This window comes from Paenibacillus dendritiformis (assembly GCF_021654795.1).
Classification (GTDB): Bacteria; Bacillota; Bacilli; order Paenibacillales; family Paenibacillaceae; genus Paenibacillus_B.
This window is the reverse complement of record NZ_AP025344.1, coordinates 1291348-1307379: the sequence shown is the minus strand read 5'-3', so window position 1 is coordinate 1307379 and position 16032 is coordinate 1291348. Positions and strand designations below refer to the sequence as shown.

At 56.4% G+C, this 16032-nt stretch carries 17 protein-coding genes; 4 read left to right on the top strand and 13 right to left on the bottom strand.

The features are described 5' to 3' along the window. Positions 1-178: 178 nt before the first annotated feature. The gene (locus tag L6439_RS29620) at positions 179-280 is read right to left on the bottom strand and encodes a putative holin-like toxin (RefSeq protein ID WP_366925986.1); all 102 of its coding nucleotides are present in this window, start codon (positions 278-280) and stop codon (positions 179-181) included. Positions 281-1025: 745 nt separating this feature from the next. Between L6439_RS29620 and L6439_RS05750 the strand changes: the two genes are divergently transcribed. Then, positions 1026-1220, top strand: coding sequence for a hypothetical protein (locus tag L6439_RS05750; RefSeq protein ID WP_213468824.1), 195 nt, complete (start codon positions 1026-1028; stop codon positions 1218-1220). A 227-nt stretch (positions 1221-1447) separates the two neighbouring features. Here L6439_RS05750 and L6439_RS05745 read toward each other — a convergent pair whose 3' ends face one another. Both L6439_RS05745 and L6439_RS05740 read right to left on the bottom strand, forming a co-directional pair. Further along, positions 1448-1612: a hypothetical protein gene (locus L6439_RS05745; RefSeq protein ID WP_237096757.1), complete on the bottom strand. Its 165-nt coding sequence runs from the start codon at positions 1610-1612 to the stop codon at positions 1448-1450. Positions 1613-1817: 205 nt separating this feature from the next. Continuing rightward, positions 1818-2177, bottom strand: coding sequence for a HesB/IscA family protein (locus L6439_RS05740; protein ID WP_168179793.1), 360 nt, complete (start codon positions 2175-2177; stop codon positions 1818-1820). A gap of 397 nt (positions 2178-2574) precedes the next feature. Here L6439_RS05740 and mqnE point away from each other — a divergent pair, with 397 nt between their 5' ends. Further along, entirely contained in the window at positions 2575-3681 is a 1107-nt protein-coding gene (mqnE, locus tag L6439_RS05735) for an aminofutalosine synthase MqnE (protein ID WP_168179795.1), read from the top strand. Between the two features lie 178 nt (positions 3682-3859). Then, complete coding sequence (locus L6439_RS05730; RefSeq protein ID WP_168179796.1) at positions 3860-4933, top strand: NAD(P)/FAD-dependent oxidoreductase; 1074 nt, start codon at positions 3860-3862, stop codon at positions 4931-4933. Positions 4934-4963: 30 nt separating this feature from the next. Here L6439_RS05730 and L6439_RS05725 read toward each other — a convergent pair whose 3' ends face one another. Further along, positions 4964-5218, bottom strand: coding sequence for a YuzB family protein (locus tag L6439_RS05725; protein WP_168179797.1), 255 nt, complete (start codon positions 5216-5218; stop codon positions 4964-4966). A gap of 90 nt (positions 5219-5308) precedes the next feature. Between L6439_RS05725 and L6439_RS05720 the strand changes: the two genes are divergently transcribed. Next, entirely contained in the window at positions 5309-5554 is a 246-nt protein-coding gene (locus L6439_RS05720) for a NifU family protein (protein ID WP_006285354.1), read from the top strand. An 87-nt stretch (positions 5555-5641) separates the two neighbouring features. Here the strand turns inward: L6439_RS05720 and L6439_RS05715 are convergent, their stop codons facing one another. The 9 genes from L6439_RS05715 to allE form a co-directional block, all read right to left on the bottom strand. Then, a complete protein-coding gene (locus tag L6439_RS05715; RefSeq protein WP_168179798.1) occupies positions 5642-6499 on the bottom strand; it encodes a carbohydrate ABC transporter permease in 858 nt (285 codons plus the stop codon). Then, positions 6489-7457, bottom strand: coding sequence for a carbohydrate ABC transporter permease (locus L6439_RS05710; protein WP_168179799.1), 969 nt, complete (start codon positions 7455-7457; stop codon positions 6489-6491). The genes L6439_RS05715 and L6439_RS05710 overlap by 11 nt, the downstream gene beginning before the upstream one ends. Next, positions 7457-8782 (bottom strand): ABC transporter substrate-binding protein, encoded by a 1326-nt coding sequence (locus L6439_RS05705; protein ID WP_213468823.1) that lies wholly within the window; start codon positions 8780-8782, stop codon positions 7457-7459. Before L6439_RS05705 ends, L6439_RS05710 begins: the two co-directional genes overlap by 1 nt. 308 nt (positions 8783-9090) lie before the next feature. Continuing rightward, positions 9091-10029 carry a carbamate kinase gene (gene arcC / locus L6439_RS05700; protein WP_213468822.1) on the bottom strand — a complete coding sequence of 313 codons (939 nt, stop codon included), beginning with the start codon at positions 10027-10029 and terminating at the stop codon, positions 9091-9093. Next, positions 10011-10913 carry an oxamate carbamoyltransferase subunit AllH family protein gene (locus tag L6439_RS05695; RefSeq protein ID WP_237096756.1) on the bottom strand — a complete coding sequence of 301 codons (903 nt, stop codon included), beginning with the start codon at positions 10911-10913 and terminating at the stop codon, positions 10011-10013. The genes arcC and L6439_RS05695 overlap by 19 nt, the downstream gene beginning before the upstream one ends. Before the next feature lie 37 nt (positions 10914-10950). Beyond that, positions 10951-12210 (bottom strand): YlbE family protein, encoded by a 1260-nt coding sequence (locus L6439_RS05690; protein WP_213468821.1) that lies wholly within the window; start codon positions 12208-12210, stop codon positions 10951-10953. Positions 12211-12238: 28 nt separating this feature from the next. Continuing rightward, a complete protein-coding gene (gene fdrA, locus L6439_RS05685; protein WP_213468820.1) occupies positions 12239-13999 on the bottom strand; it encodes an acyl-CoA synthetase FdrA in 1761 nt (586 codons plus the stop codon). Positions 14000-14077: 78 nt separating this feature from the next. Next, the gene (allD, locus tag L6439_RS05680) at positions 14078-15127 is read right to left on the bottom strand and encodes an ureidoglycolate dehydrogenase (protein WP_168179804.1); all 1050 of its coding nucleotides are present in this window, start codon (positions 15125-15127) and stop codon (positions 14078-14080) included. A gap of 128 nt (positions 15128-15255) precedes the next feature. Next, on the bottom strand, positions 15256-16020 hold the full coding sequence (gene allE, locus L6439_RS05675; RefSeq protein ID WP_168179805.1) for a (S)-ureidoglycine aminohydrolase: 765 nt from the start codon (positions 16018-16020) through the stop codon (positions 15256-15258). Positions 16021-16032: the final 12 nt, after the last annotated feature.

Here is a 16032-nt window from a genome sequence, read left to right as displayed (position 1 = left end):
GGGAGGCGACGTGGATATGCACTGGCCCTAAATAAAGTAGAAGTTTAAAAACCGCTATGTTCTCATATTAATAGAAAAGGGCCGTGCGGTAACACGACTCCAGTGCAATAGCCGCTTCAAAAGCGGGGGCTGCGGAAACATTACAGAAATAGACCGTTAAACTTTTCCGGAGGGCGGCCTATTTTCTTTGTGTGAGGTATAGAAGCAGCGTTATTACGAACATCAATAACGCGAATATCCATATTCCAAACTGGAATATAACGAATAGCGCTTCATACATGCTCACAAGCGTCTCCTCCCTCCCGGGAGACTAGCCACCGCCCATCAAGCCATTCTATCGCATGGAAATTATATCCCATTTTCCCCCGCCTACCTAGTCTTGCTCGGAAGAGAGAAGACGGCTAAAATGGCGGGGGCGGGGAAGGCAGGCCAGCGTTAGGGCAAGCTGGTCTGCGCTTGCAGCGAGCTGGTCCGCATGGGCTGGTCCCGCATGGCTGGTCCGCATGGCTGGTCCCGCATGGCTGGTCCCGCATGGCTGGTCCCGCATGGCTGGTCCCGCATGGCTGGTCCCGCATGAAAATGCTGCACAGGCGCAGCATTTTTAGTCTCAAGAGGCGAAATTCCGAGAAAATCCTGCAAAACTGCAGTATTTCGCCACTTTGAACGCACTCTACCCCTTGCCGCAAGAGGAATTGCTGTATTTTTGCAGCAATCCTATTTTTCGCAACCTCGTGTCCATAGAAATACTGCATTCTTGCAGGATTGGTAGAGCAAGATAATCAGAGGGGCGAGAATGTTGCAGCTTTTGTGGAGCAAGGAACTAGAGTGGAAGGTGGTACTGCAGCTTGTGGAGCCAAGGAACTAGAGTGGAAGGTGGTACTGCAGCCATTTCGTGAAATAAGGAACTAGAGTGGTGGGTGATCCTGCAGCTTAGGCGGAGTGAATGACCCGGAGTTGCAGACGTTCTGCCCGGGAACGACGAATGAATATATAGAGATATATTCGCGAACCGAGCCTGTCAGACCTTGAACGGCGTCTTGGAGCGGCTGCGCATCGGCGTGCCCTGGCGGATCAACGCCATTGGCTCGCTGCGGTTTTGGCTCTCTGCAGCACCGTCTTTGCCGGACTTCATTCCGCTTCATTTCTATCCGCATGACCTTATCGAGAAGGTGCTTCACGCCGAACTGGCCGCTCCGCTACGGCTCCCGTTACATCCGTAACACCGAATTTTGGCGGGGTTCATGCGGATCTCTCCGAATCCGGATGAGTTGCGGGACATGGAAACCGGCCGCCCATCTCCTAATTTGTGGATAAAAATGAAAAGTACGCCCGCGGTTGCCCTATTTCGCGGGAGTTTGTCTTCAATCTCAAGTCCGTGTTATTCAGCGGTGCCTTTTTCACCTGGAGAATTCGCGAGAAATTCACATTCGCCTCTTCCGCGGCGTCGTTAAGCCATTTCGGAATGATCCTTCGCGTAATCTCTCAACGTCCGGTCGCGAAGCCCTTCGGCTCGTTTTGCGCTGACGACCATATCCAACGCTTGTTCTAGCGTAAGCTCGGGATATGTCACCTCATCGATAACAATTCGCTTTTTCCGCTTTTTCAAAGACAAAATAAAAACCTCCCTAATGGTATTTTCAACATTACCCATTAAAGAGGCCGGAATTAACAATCCTAAGTGTTGTTATTGTTCATCATCGGGATTGATAACACGCAATTTTCGCATGTTACTAACCGTACCGAACATGCTTTCGCATGGCTCCCGTAAATGCTGACGAAAAGATATCAACGTCTCAAAAACCGCACAACTGCGTGCTTTAATCGTCGCACTTCTGCGCCTTGCCTTCCGCCAGAGCGGTACGGAAGCTCGCGCCGCAGCCGCAGGTGGCGATGGCATTCGGGTTGTCGATCGTGAAGCCGCCGGACATTCCCGACTCCTTGTAGTCAATAACGAGTCCGTTCAAGAAAGGGATGCTCTCTTTGTCGACGACGACCTTCACCTGGCCGAACGTCATATGGACGTCATCGGCACTCTCCTGATCGTCCAGCCCCATGCCGTAAGAGAAGCCGCTGCAGCCGCCGGCATGGACGCCGATGCGCAGGAACAAAGCCGGATTCTCCTCCTGGGCTATCATTTCCTCTATTTTCTCAACCGCCTGATCGCTGATTGTAATCATTCTAATCCCTCCTTGTAGTATTAAGTATACCCATCCCGCCGCACCGTTACAAGAGAACGATTCCCCGTTCCCCGCTATCCCGCATCATGTATTGCCCCTTCTGGAAGGCAAGAGTATAATGAAGGTGACTACGGAAGCTGTGATATGTTTCACTGAATCCTCCGACGGAATTTACATTTCGCCGAGGAGTTTTTATTTTGTTCGGAAATGGAACGCGCCGGCCCTCCGGCCGGCGCACGACTGCTCTGCCGGGCAAGGCGGCTCTAGCCGCGCGCTTGGCGGTAACCGGCCTATCGGATCCGCTGCGCGCTCCCGCATTTGCGCAAGCGCCGAATGCGAGGCCCCCACCGGATGCCAGTAACGGCCAAGAGCAGATGAATGAGAAGGAGGCCTGTGCATGACAACGGTCATCGCCCGTCATGCGGATACCCGCATGGCCGAAATAGTGGACAAGGTCGAGCGTGGGGAACGCTTGACGCTGGAAGACGGTGTATATTTGTATGAGACGGACGACTTGTTGACCTTGGGTCAATTAGCGAATCTCGCCAATTTGCGCAAGAACGGGAAGAAAGTCTACTTCATCGAGAACATGTCTCTCTACTTTACCAACGTCTGCGAAGCGCACTGCGCCTTCTGCAACTTCCGCAAGGATCAGGGAGAAGAAGGCGCGTATACGCTGTCGGGTCAGGAAATGATCGATTACGTCGACCAGCACATCCATCCGGGCGTAAGGGAGTTCCATATCGTCGGCGGCCATAACCCGCATGTGCCGTTCCAATACTATGTCGATTCCTTGCGCGTGCTGAAGGAGAAATATCCGCAAGTGACGCTTAAAGCGTATACGGCTGCCGAAATCGACTTCTTCACCCGCATCAGCGGCTTGAGCATCGAAGAAGTGCTGCGCCAGCTGATGGATGCCGGTCTGGAGTCGCTGACGGGGGGCGGCGCGGAGATTCTGTCGGATGAATACCGCAAGAAAATGCGCGTGGAAAAGGCCGGTGTCGAGCGGTATCTGGAGGTGCACCGCACTGCGCATCAGCTGGGCATGAAGACACACACCACGATGCTCTACGGGGCGATCGAATCGCATGAAGATCGGGTGCGCCACATGATGAAGATTCGCGAATTGCAGGACGAGACGAATGGATTCCAGGTATTCATCCCGCTCTCGATGCAGCCGAAGAGTCCGAAAGCGAGCATCAAGCGGCGCAACTCCGCGTACGAGGACTTGAAGACGATTGCGATTAGCCGTCTCATGCTCGATAATGTTCAGCATATCAAGGCATACTTCATCAATATCGGCACGCAGCTCACCCAGGTCGCGCTGACCTTCGGCGCCTCCGATGTGCACGGCACGCTCGTCAAGGAGCGGATCAGCCATGCCGCAGGCGCGCTGACGCCGGAAGGACTGACGCGCGACGAGCTGATCTGGCTCGTGAAGGGCGCTGGCCGCATTCCGGTGGAGCGAGATACCTTCTACAATGAAGTGAAGGTTTACGAATAGCCTGGAATCGCAGGCCAAGCTATGAATTTGGGAGATAGGAACAGAGACAAATAGATAAAATAGAACAGGCATCATTGCGCGAGCAACCCGTTTTTCAGGAGAGGAGCCATACGACGTAGGCGCTGTCGATGACGGCACTTTATCTATTATTCCGGCATCATAGGGGGAAGTCGAACGGATGAAACGATACGTCATATTAGGTGGCGGTTACGGAGGATTGGCCATTATTCAACGGTTGTTGGAGGGCGATCTGCCCTCCGATGTACAGCTTGTATTGATTGACCGCATGCCATACCAGGGATTGAAGACCGAGTACTACGCGCTGGCGGCCGGGACGGTTCCGGATATCGATATTCGCGTGTCCTTTCCGACCGATCCGCGCGTTCAGCTTCATTACGCCAATGTCCAGGCCATCGATTTGGACAACCGGCTGATTCATTTCGAGCATGATGACGCCATGGCATACGATTATTTGGTGATTGGCCTGGGCTGCACGGACAAATTCCATGGCATTCCCGGCGCGGAACAGTTCGGCTGCAGCATTCAATCGCTCTCCAGCACGAGGCAGACCTATCAGCGCTTGAACGACGTCAAGCCGTACGGGCAGGTCAGCATCGTCGGAGGCGGACTAAGCGGGGTCGAGACCGCGGCGGAATTGCGGGAGAGCCGTCCCGATCTGAACATCCGGATCCTGGATCGGGGCGGCCGGGTGCTGTCCGCCTTCCCGGAGAAGCTGTCCCGGTACGTATCCGATTGGTTCCGCGAGCATGATGTGGAGCTCCGCTCGCATGTGCACGTCAGCCGGCTGGACAAGGGCGTCATTTATAACCGCACGGAAGACAAGGAAGAGGAGATATTGTCTCACGCTACGGTCTGGACCGCCGGCATACAGCCGGTGGAGGTCGTCCAGGCGCTTCAGGTGCCCAAAGATCCGCAAGGGCGCGTGCTGCTGAATGCGCACCATCAGATTCCGGATTATCCGAACGTATTCGTGGTCGGCGACTGCGCCAGCTTGCCGTTCTCCCCGAGCGCGCAAGCGGCCGGAGCCCAGGGAGAGCAGATTGCCGATGTCATCAAGGCGATCTGGAAGAACGAGACGCCGCATCTGGGCAAGATCAAGCTCAAGGGCGTGCTCGGCTCCCTCGGCAAGAAAGCAGGCTTCGGCTTGCTCGGCAAGCGCACGATGGTCGGATACGTTCCGCGCGTCATCAAGAGCGGCGTGCTATGGATGTCCAAGCAGCATTTCGGATAACCGCAACACAAAAAAATGGGAGCAGCGGCGTCAATCGGCGTCCGGCTGCTCCCATGCTTCTATTTCCTTAACTTTCTCCATTATTACATGATATAACCGCTCCGCGGTCTCCGCAGCCACAATCTCTCCGTTCACATACGCATATGGGAACAGGAAGCATTCTCCGCAATTGCCGAGGCAGCCGTATTCGATCACATCGACATCCGGAAGATCGGCGAGCCGCTTCATTAACTGTTCCATTCCCTGATGCATGTTATTCACGCATATTTCTATGATCGGACGCATGGATGTTCCCCCGCTTTCATGTAGCGCCTTTGATTTCGAATAGCTTTATACTATAATAAAAGAAGCATGGATGAAAGGAGTTGGCGAAAGATGAGTGAACAAACACAGAACAGCATGTACGACGAAGTGCTGGAAGTGCTCGATAAACTGCGTCCGTTCCTGCAGCGTGACGGCGGGGATGTCGAATTGGTCGATGTCGAGGACGGTATCGTCAAATTGCGCCTGATGGGCGCATGCGGCAGCTGCCCAAGCTCCACAATTACCCTCAAAGCGGGGATTGAACGCGCATTGGTAGAAGAAGTGGAAGGCATTACGGAAGTCGTTCAAGTATTCTAATTGCCCTCCCTGCATGGACAAGGGATGCCACCGGCCTGAAGAGGCCGGCGGCATCCCTTTTTTTGTGCCGATGGCCGCAGCCATCCGCTATTTGAAGGTCGAGTTGGCCATCGCGGAGACGATATGCTTCTGCATGAACGTGAACAGAATGATAATCGGCACAATCGCCATGACGCTGGCGGCCATAATGATATGGAAGTACATCGCTTCATCGCCGGCAATCGAATCGCGCAGCATGCTGATGCCGACGGTAAGCACGCGCATATCGTTCGAATTGGTCATGATAAGCGGCCAGAAATAAGAATTCCAGGCGCTAATGAATTGCAGCACCGCCAGGGTCACGACGGTAGGCATCGTCATCGGCAGCAGGATCCGGTACAGCAGCGTCAGCCGCCCCCCTCCATCGACCCGCGCCGCTTCCAACACATCGTTGTTGACCGATTTGAATGCTTGCCGGAGCAGGAAAATGCCGTAAGCGGACGCCCCGTGCGGAACAATCAACGCCCAGAACGTATCCAGCCAGTTCAGCTTCGACATCATGACATAGACGGGCACGAACGTCACCTGATCCGGCACGATCATGGCCGCCAGCACCAGGAAGAATAACGCTTCCTTGCCGCGGAAGCTGCCCTTGGCGAACGCATACGCGGCCAGCAGAGCCACATTCAGCTGGAGCACGACGATGCCTGCGGACATGAGAAGCGTATTGCCGAAGAAGCGTGCATAAGGAATGATCCGGAACGCCTCGGCATAGTTGCTCCAGGAGAAGGTGTGCGGCCAGAAGGTCGGCACCGCCAGCCTCATCTCCTGCTGCGTCTTCAGCGAGCTGACGATAAGCCAATAGACCGGGAAGAACAGCAGAGCGGTGACGATGACCGCCAACGCGAGGCGGCTAGCGTGCACCATCTTCCTGTTCCGTTGGCCCGCCATGCGGTTATCCCTCATAGTGCACCTTCTTCCGGCTCGCCCACCATTGCAGCAGGGCGAGCGCCAAAATAATGACGAACATCACCATGACGAGCGCCATCGCCCGTCCCGTCTTGAAGTCGACGAACGCCATCGTATAAATCCAATAGACGAGCGCATTGGTCGCCTTCAACGGCCCTCCGTTCGTCATAATATCGATGGATTGGAAGACCTGCATCGACGAAATGAACGTTGTAATGAGCAGGAACAGCGTCATCGGAGACAGCAGCGGCAGCGTAATATGCCAGAACTGCCGCACCCGGTCCGCGCCATCAATGGCGGCCGCCTCATAGTACTCCATCGGGATGCCGCGTATCCCCGCGATGAACAGAATCATGGCGAAGCCGACTCCTTTCCAGACGGAGACGGCGACCAGCGCCGGCAGCGCCGTGGACGGATCGACCAGCCACCCGACCGAATCGAAGCCGAACGCATTCAAGAGGCTGTTCAGCATGCCATACTGCCCGTTGTAAATCCATGTGAAGACCATCGCCGCGACAACCATTGAAATATAATGCGGCATAAACACAATCCCCCGCATGAAGCCGAACAGGCGCGAAGACGCGACGTTGAAGAGCAGGGCGAGCAATAGCCCGATGCCAAGCGTGCCGGCGACGTCCATCACCGTATAAAGCAACGTGACCTTGAGCGAATGATAGAAGTCTTCATTGTTCAACAGCCATGCATAATTGTTGGCGCCCACGAATTTCTTGGCCGGACGCGTCATGTTCCAGTTCGTCATGCTGATATAGATGGAATTCAGCAGAGGGTAATACAAGAAGACCGCCAGAAATCCGAGCGCCGGCATCGCAAAGGACAGGTCCTTCCAGCTCTCCCGCCGTTGTCTTCGGCTCCGCCGCAAGCGAGACGGGGCGGCCTGCGCCGCCTCCTGCCCCGCGGCAAGCGAACGGGCTAACCTATCATCCCGCATGCCCATCACTCATGCTCCCCCAAGATATCATTGATTTTGGCCGCGGCTTCCTTCATCAACGGCGCCGGATCCGCTCCGTTCAAAATCATTTCGCCAATCACTTCTTTGTACACCTCGCTGAATTCCGGATAAGCCGGATGCTGCAGGCGCGGAGTCACGTTATCGAAATGATCGAACACCGCCTTGTACTGCGGCCATCGGGAAAAGTAAGCTTGTCCTTCCTCCGAGGCGATAGCTGATTTCCGCGTCGGCAAATATCCGACCGATTCCGCCCAAGCAATATTCTGTTCGGCCGAGGTCATGAACTCAATGAATTTCCAGGCGGCTTCCCGCTTCTTGTCATCCTTGATCCCGTCCATCATGACGATGCCGGCGCCTCCGATATTCGAGGTGCGCACCTGATCTCCCGGCAGGAAGGACACGCCGACCTCGAAGCTGGCATTCTCGCGGTACATCTTCAGCATGGCCGACGTATGCTGCACCATGGCGATCTCGCCTCCGAGGAACATCTGGCGCATATTGTCGGACGCGCCTTTGCCGTAGCCCATGTGGACGACGCCTTCCTTCAGCCAGCGGTGGAAATTCTCCGCATACCGGAGCGATTCCGGCGTCTGCACCGCGGCTTCGCTTCCGTCTTCGGACAGGATATGGCCGCCGCCATTGATGAGCCACGGATCATAATACCAGGTATCCCAGCCCGGGACCGAGAAGGCATAGCGGGTTGTCTTGCCGTTGTCCCGCTTGGCGGCCTTCGCATTGAAGGCGTCGATCTCGCCCCATGTCTGCGGCGGCTCTACGCCCAGTTCATCGAGCAGCGTCTTGTTATAGATGAATACGCTCGTGCTGACAATCAGCGGGAAGCCGTACTGCTTCCCTTGGTAAGCATACGCCTTCAGCATCCCGGAGGCGAAATCGTCCAGATCGACCTTGTCCCGCTCGATCCAAGGCGTCAGATCGGCGAACACGCCGCCTTCGGCGAAGTTCGGCAGCGAAGCGACCTCCACGTTGGTCACGTCGGGAACGTCATTGGCCGCGACCGCCGCCTGCAGTTTTTTATGTAGATCCCCATATCCTCCCTGATATACGGGTTCGACCGTAATATGCGGATATTTCTTCTGGAACGCCGCGATCTGCGCGTTCAAGCCTTCGAGCTGGGCTTCCGCATGAGCGTGCCAGTATTGAATGGTTACCAGTGTCGTATCTTCTTTTAAGCCGGCAGGCGGCGCCTTCACCTCCGCCGCGGTTCCTGCTCCTTCTCCGCTGGAGCACGCTGTCAGGCTGATAGCTAGCACGCCGGCCATAAGCGGCCGCAGCCATGATTTCATATCCATTTCGTCATCAAGCTCCTTTTCATGCAGTCCCCCGGACTGTTCTTGCGTTCTTTTCCGGCCGGCTGGCCGGATTTTGCATGCATGCGCGGGATGTCTCCCCCCTTTTTTGCCGCACTTATTCAATGTACGGCCGGATTGTTAACGGACGATAATCGAATTGTAAAAAACTCGTAAGGACAAACTTTGTGCTGCCACTTTCACTATATTCAGAAGGACGAACGGTGATGCAAGGCTTGTATTGAAGACAAAAGGCTGCGCAAGCGGTCGTCTTCCGCTTACGCAGCCTGTCGGTTGCACCCAATCTATTTTTAAGAGGAAATATGCGTTCCCGTCGTTCCTTGAAGAGCCAGAGCGGCATCGTCAAGGGAGCAGATGATGGCGTGCTTGCCTAGTTCCGCAAACGCCACGGCGGCTTCCATCTTCGGCCCCATGCTGCCGCTGGAGAAGTGCCCTTCCCGCACATATTGCTTCGCTTCCTCGGTACGGATATGCCCCAGCGTCTTTTGCTCGGGCTTGCCGTAATGAATATAGACATTTTTCACATCGGTGACCATCATAAAAATATCGGCGTTCGCTTCCTGAGCCAATTTGAGACCGCTGCGGTCCTTGTCAATGACCGCTTCGACCCCGCTAAGCGTGCCGTCCGGGGCTTGCACGACCGGAATTCCTCCGCCGCCGGCGCCAATGACAATGGCCCCGCTGGCGACGAGCTTCATAATCGTGTCCGCCTCGACAATCGACTGCGGCTGCGGCGAAGGCACGACGCGTCTCCACCCCCGGCCCGCGTCTTCCTGCATGTTCCAGCCTTTGTCCCGCATCAATCGCTGTGCTTCTTCCTCGGTATAGAAGACGCCGATCGGCTTCGTCGGATGAAGGAACGCTTCATCCTCCGGCGACACTCTCGTCTGGGTGAGCACGCTGACAACCTGCTGCGGCAAGCCCCGCTTGCGCAGCTCGTTTTTCAAACATTGATCGAGCATATATCCAATGAAGCCCTGAGATTCCGCGCTGCACACGTCCAACGGAAATGGAGGGACCGCCTCTTTCGCTTCTTCATTTTGCTGCAAAATCAATCCCACCTGCGGGCCGTTGCCGTGCGTAATAATGACTTCGTAGCCCGCTTCCACGATATCGGCAATCCTCTTGCTGCTGTTCCGTACATTGGCAAGCTGGTTCTCATACGTTGCCGCTTGATGAGGCTGCAAGATAGCGTTGCCCCCAAATGCGATCACAACTCGTTTTGACATGTTCTTTCATACCTCCTAAGGGCCATGATGGCACTGGCGATCCCGAATGCCGTATCGATTCCGGAGCTGTGTCCGGTCTGAAGCATCTGCTCAACGTCGTCAGTGAGCGATGCCGCGTCTCCCCTACTCTCCAGCACCATCCCGTTGATCACCCGGGCAACCTTATCGCTGAAGCGGCCTTGCAGCGCATGGAGCAAATACGCCCGGCTGACGTCGGTCGTAATGGCTTCTCTCTCCGCCATATGACGCAACGCAGCCACGCACGCGTCATGAAATGCGCCCGTTAGCTTGTGGACGGCCAGCACCCCGACGAGAAAGTCATCTCCCGACGGAGTCAATCCCGGGCCGCGCCCGAGAAAATAGCGCATGAGCGCCCCGGCCGCCTCAACCTCGCCGGTCTGCAGGGCGTCAAGCAGCTGCTCCGCCTGCCGAACTACAGCGTACGGCGGCTCATCGGGCCGATAATCATTCGCGAGAAAGCGGTCCCATTCCACGCCGAGTCCGGTCGGCACGCCCCAGGCGAGACAGGTTTGCAAAAACTCATTTACGTGAAACAAATCACGAACAGAATGATACCGATCCGATCGGATTTCATACTTGAATGAGACGGCCTGCGCCAGATCAAGCGTGAGCGGACCGGCCGGATGGAGAAAGCGAATCGTGTCCGCCCCCTCAGCCACGACGGTGTCATCGAGCCGGACATGGCGGCGCAGCCTGCTGACGCTCTCCGGCCCCATATGGATGCCGAAGGGGAGCCTGCCGTTCTTCGTGGTGCCGACAAATATCAACGCGTCACCCATCGAGAGGTTGATTCCGTTCCCGAAGATGCTGTGGACGCGGCCCGTCTGCCTCCGGGCGAGGAGCGCCCCAAGGCGGGCGTCCATCTCCTCTCCCATGAGACAATACGTACGCTGTGATCCGTTACAGAAGTCCGAGCTTGGCCGCATACGCTTCCAGCGCTTTCTCGAAGCATTCGACTGGCGGACGGACCGTTCCCGCTCCGATCTGTCCGACACCCGGCTCCTTATGAGCGATCCCGGTGTTAATGACAGGCGTAATTCCGGTTTCTACGACCTTTCTCGCATCGATGCCGAGGCAAATGCCCCGGAAGTTCCAGGTTGGAACGGTAAAGTTCGGATTTTGGTCGATGGAGATCTCGACCATCTCGTTGCTTGTCGCCAACGCGTCGTGGAATCCGCCTGCCCCGACGAAGCGGGTTACGCCCGGAGCGGCAATCATGGCCATTCCCCCGACGCCGAATGTCTCCGTAATCGCGCTGTCGCCGATGTCCGGGTTGGCATCCTCTTGCGAGTAACCGGTGAAGAACAGTCCCTGCGGCGTGTTGACCGGCGCGGTGAACCATTCATCGCCCATGCCGCTGATGCGGATGCCGAAGTCGCGTCCGTTCCGGCACATCGCGGTAACCACCGTGCCGGCTTCGATTGTGCGCGCCCCGTCCATGACCGCTTTGGACGCGGCCATCATAATATTAAGGAAGAATTGATCCGTATCCGCCAAAAATTTGATGACGCTCTGCATCTCTTGCTTATCCATATCCAGACTAACGATATAAGGGCTGATTTCCTTCAAAAAGACAAGCGAAGCGGCGATGTTGCGCTGATGGAATTCGTCGCCCATCGTAATCGCCTTCGCGATCATCACGTTCAGATTCAACCCTTCCTCCGTCGCCTTCAGCGCCCGGGACAGCGTCGGGCCGAGCACGTCCCTCATCCATCTCAAGCGCGTGATGACCTCTTCCGAATAAGCGCCGAAGCGAAGCACCTTGCCGATGCCTTCATTCATAATGCAGTACGCTTCATTGCCTTCGGAGCGGTTAGTGACGACGAAGACCGGCATATTGCCGGACGTGATGCCTCCCATCGGTCCGACGGCCTTCACATGGTGGCATGGAATGAAGCGGATGTCGCCCCGTTCCAGCATGGCGCGGGCCTCGGCTTCGTCCTTCGCCCAGCCTTCGAATAATGCGGCGCCTACGCATGAGCCTTGCATCGGTCCCGTCATGTCTTGGTAAGCGATCGGCGGACCCGCATGCAGCAGCGTCTTGCCTTCCAGTTCCGGAATGACGGTGCGGGCCGGCACGGCATCGACGAGGAACGGCGTGCCGCCGGCAATCTTGTCAATGACCGCCTGATTGGCTTCATCAATCGTGTTGAATTTCATCTGTAATTCCCTCCCACGTCACAAGATATTATTTCGTAAAACGGTACTCGTTCAAGAGCTTCAATACGCGCTGCATCTTCGCGCTTCCGCCCGCAACCGGCCGCCAATCATATTGAATCGCCGTGGCGCCGCTCGCGATGATAGCCTGCGTGAACTTCTGCAGCCCTACATTGATGACGGATGGCTTCCCGCCAAGCAGCGCTGCGACAGGCGCGGACACAGGAGCCGCTTCCGGCGTGACCGCTGCCGCCAGACGGCGGGTCTTCGGCGCGTCCTCCAGGCTGAGCTTCATCATCGCCAGGACCGTGCGAACCGCTTGATTATTGCTCTCCTTCACCAGCACGCCCGCCTCTTCGAACTTGCGCTTCTGCTCCGCATAAGACTGCGGATCCTGCTGCGTTCCGCACAGGGCGCCTACAAAATAGAGATTGCGCCCTTCCGCCTTCGCCTTAGCCGTTGCCTTCGCAATCGCCGGCGCCAGCACGCTCGCCATATCATCATGGCCGCCGTATCCAAGCACGACGTCGAACAGAATGACCGCCGTCGCCGGATCCTGCGCCGCTTTCTCGATATGCTGAAGCCGGGTAGCCGGATCGATCATCGGATGCGGCTTGCCCTGGGTATACATGTCATCGCCCAAATCGACTATGGCATGACCGTTCGATTTGAAAACGTAACCGTCTTCATGAATGAGGCCGTCCTTCAATTTGAGCGCATCCGCGATGAGCATGGCTGCTTCTGCGGCTAACGTGCCGCCGGCATACAGGCCCTGAATCGAGGTTTGCCCCGGCTGCAAATCCATCTCCGGCACCTCGATCGGCACGCTGTACAGCGGCTGCACAGCGGCGCCTTTGGCGAGGTCAACCGCAATTCTGGCCGCTTCCTCCAACGTATAGGCCTGATAGACGTTGCCTTCATGCGCAGACGGCTTCTCTCCCAGGAAAAGGGCCACCGCAGGCTTCGACAGCCCTTGCAGTTGGCGCACGACCTGATCGCGCACCGCCTTTGCCGGCGGCTTGGATACGATGACGATCACCTCGGTCTGGTCGTTGTGCTCCAGTCCGCGGATGCCGTCCAGCATCGTAATCGCCCCGACCGTCTCCGAGAGGTCGCGGCCTCCGGTTCCGATCGCGTGGCTGATCCCGCCGCCCATCCGGTCGATCAGCGTGGTCACCTCTTGGATGCCCGTCCCCGAGGCGCCGACGACGCCGATATTGCCTGCCTTGACGCGGTTCGCGAAGGCCAACGGAACCCCCGACAATATCCCCGTGCCGCAATCCGGACCCATCACGAGCAGCCCTTTGTCATGCGCCTTCTGCTTCAGCTTAAGTTCATCTTCCACAGAGACATTGTCGCTGAAAATAAACGCGTGCAGCCCGTAATCCAGCGCCTTGTCCGCTTCCGCCGCCGCGTACTGGCCCGGTACCGAAATAATGGCCAGATTGGCGCCCGGGTTCTCCTTCAATGCACGTTCCCACGAGCGTACGCTCTCGAGCGAGGACGAAGCGGAGCTAACCGATTGGTCGCTTAAAAAGCCGTCGACGGCAGCGAGGATTTCATCCAGGTTGCTCTGCTCCTCGGCATCGATGACGATGCACATGTCGTTGGCTCCGGCCTGCTCCAGTTCATCCGTATATAAGCCGGAATTGCTCATAATGTCCTTGTTGGCCGGCGTCCCCATCATGATCGATGCTTGCTTGACGCCTTCCAGCGCCGAAATATGATTTGTCAGAAGCATTAAATTGACGGAATCTTGATACGAATTCTTTTTAATAATCGTATGCAGCATTCTAATTCACCTCTGGTTGTCCGTCCGAAGCGGATCCTTTCTCTCTGGCAAGGTTGGCTTTCCTATTCAGCGAAAAAGTCACTTCGCAAACGGATCTTTATGGTCGTACGCATTGTTATGAATGACATCGGATACGAGATAGTCATAGATTTCGTCCACGATCTCGATGCCGTTCGCTTCATTCTCCTGTTCAATCAAGTCATAATTCTGACCCGGATACAGCACCTTCTCGAAGCCCGGCGCCGGCTTGATGCCGTTCAGATCGCTCATCGTCTTCGATATATTGCGCCGGAACGTCTCCAAATCGGTAAAGAAGGACGGATCGATTACGATATGAAGCTGGCCCAAATTCCGGCCTTCCGTCAGATCATGATACATGGAACTGACCTGGCTCCCGAACGGCAGTCCGAGCAAAATCCCGGACAGCACATCGACCATCATCATCAAGCCGTACCCTTTCGGTCCGGCAATCGGAAGCAGCGCGTTCACCTGGAACGGATCGGTCGTCGGCACGCCCCGTTCATCGACGGCCCACGTCTCCGGAATCGCCTCATGCTTGGAACGGGCGTGCAAAATTTTCCCCCAAGCCTGAACGGTCGTTGCCATATCGAAGGTCATGAGCGCATTCCCTTCCCCGGGCGCGGCGAAAGCAATCGGGTTCGTGCCATAGTAAGGTTCGGCCCCGCCGAATGGCACGACCATCGGATCGGACTGGCAGACCGAAATGCCGATCAGCCCTTCCCGCGCCGCTTGCTGCACATAATAGGAGAGGGAGCCGCTATGTCCGATTCGCCGTACCCCGACGACAGCGACGCCATGCTCCTTCGCGATATTGACGGCCTCCGCCATCGCCAGCTTGGCCGCGACATGGCCCGCTCCGTTATCGCCGTCGAACACGGCGGAGCATGGCCCTGTCTTCTTGAAATCGAAGCTTGGATTTACGTTCGTCCCGCCTTTGGCAATCCGCTCCGCATAATATTCGACCCGCATGGCGCCATGCGAGTGAACCCCGCGGACATCGGCATGAACGAGCACTTCCGCCACCACATCCGCATGCGCGGTCGTTAGCCCGGCCCGGGACAATTTTGTCCGTATCAGCTCATGCAGTTTCTGTTTGCTTACTCTCATGTCCATTCCCTCTCTGGCTTGTATTCCGCCTTCGGCCTGCTGCCGGGCGGAGCAAGCTCCAGCCCGCAGCGGGGAAGGCGGTGTCTTGCGGCCTGCTTCTCCCATACGGAGGTTGCGCTAGCCTTCTCCTACAGGGTAGCGTCCCGGTTGCAATCCTTGGAATACAAGTAGGCGAACGGCTCTCTGCCTACTGCGTAGGTCGCTTGCGGCACGTAAGGCCCCATATAGAGATAATCCCCTTTTTTGATCGGAATCCATTCATTGTCCAGATTGTAGACGCCTTCGCCAGAGAGCATAATCGCGCCATGCTCCTGATAGTGCGTCTCTACGAACGGATGGCAGCCGCCTGGCTCGAACGACAAAATATGAAAGTTCATATCGAAGGCAAGATCGGTTGGCAGCAAATCCTTCAGCTTGACGTTCGCCATGTCATCATAATCCACCGCTTCCAGCTCATGCACATTCCCCGATACGACCCAGGGAAGAGCGCTTCCCTCGAGCGGCGCATATTTCTGCTTGTACAGGAACAGTCGCGTATCCTCGGCCTGCTCGTTCTCCAAGTACAGCTTCACGCCCGGCGGGCAATACAGGTAGCCGCCTTCCTGGAGCGAGAACGATTGATCGTCCGCGGAAGCCTTCACTCGTCCTTCCATGCAGTACACGAACGTTTCCACGCCCGCTTCGCCGAAGCCCCGGACATTCTTCCCGCCCTCGTGCATCGTCACGACATAATCGACGAATTTGGCGCCAAGCCGCGGCGATGCCAGAATCGTGATATCGCATTGCTCAAAGCCAGGAACGATATTTTTGACCAATCCCTCCGGCGGAATTAAGGCAAAATTGCCGCGCTTGATGATGGAACGGCTCGACAACAGATCTTTTGGATAACCCATATTGCACACTCT

What these genes read in the sequence shown, in the direction of transcription:
- L6439_RS05695 (WP_237096756.1), bottom strand. Translation starts at nt 10,913, where the DNA reads ATGGACGCCCGCCTTGGGGCGCTCCTCGCCCGGAGGCAGACGGGCCGC.
- L6439_RS05690 (WP_213468821.1), bottom strand. Translation starts at nt 12,210, where the DNA reads ATGAAATTCAACACGATTGATGAAGCCAATCAGGCGGTCATTGACAAG.
- L6439_RS05730 (WP_168179796.1), top strand. Translation starts at nt 3,860, where the DNA reads ATGAAACGATACGTCATATTAGGTGGCGGTTACGGAGGATTGGCCATT.
- L6439_RS05705 (WP_213468823.1), bottom strand. Translation starts at nt 8,782, where the DNA reads ATGGATATGAAATCATGGCTGCGGCCGCTTATGGCCGGCGTGCTAGCT.
- L6439_RS05720 (WP_006285354.1), top strand. Translation starts at nt 5,309, where the DNA reads ATGAGTGAACAAACACAGAACAGCATGTACGACGAAGTGCTGGAAGTG.
- allD (WP_168179804.1), bottom strand. Translation starts at nt 15,127, where the DNA reads ATGAGAGTAAGCAAACAGAAACTGCATGAGCTGATACGGACAAAATTG.
- arcC (WP_213468822.1), bottom strand. Translation starts at nt 10,029, where the DNA reads ATGTCAAAACGAGTTGTGATCGCATTTGGGGGCAACGCTATCTTGCAG.
- L6439_RS05715 (WP_168179798.1), bottom strand. Translation starts at nt 6,499, where the DNA reads ATGAGGGATAACCGCATGGCGGGCCAACGGAACAGGAAGATGGTGCAC.
- L6439_RS29620 (WP_366925986.1), bottom strand. Translation starts at nt 280, where the DNA reads ATGTATGAAGCGCTATTCGTTATATTCCAGTTTGGAATATGGATATTC.
- L6439_RS05710 (WP_168179799.1), bottom strand. Translation starts at nt 7,457, where the DNA reads ATGGGCATGCGGGATGATAGGTTAGCCCGTTCGCTTGCCGCGGGGCAG.
- mqnE (WP_168179795.1), top strand. Translation starts at nt 2,575, where the DNA reads ATGACAACGGTCATCGCCCGTCATGCGGATACCCGCATGGCCGAAATA.
- L6439_RS05725 (WP_168179797.1), bottom strand. Translation starts at nt 5,218, where the DNA reads ATGCGTCCGATCATAGAAATATGCGTGAATAACATGCATCAGGGAATG.
- L6439_RS05740 (WP_168179793.1), bottom strand. Translation starts at nt 2,177, where the DNA reads ATGATTACAATCAGCGATCAGGCGGTTGAGAAAATAGAGGAAATGATA.
- fdrA (WP_213468820.1), bottom strand. Translation starts at nt 13,999, where the DNA reads ATGCTGCATACGATTATTAAAAAGAATTCGTATCAAGATTCCGTCAAT.
- allE (WP_168179805.1), bottom strand. Translation starts at nt 16,020, where the DNA reads ATGGGTTATCCAAAAGATCTGTTGTCGAGCCGTTCCATCATCAAGCGC.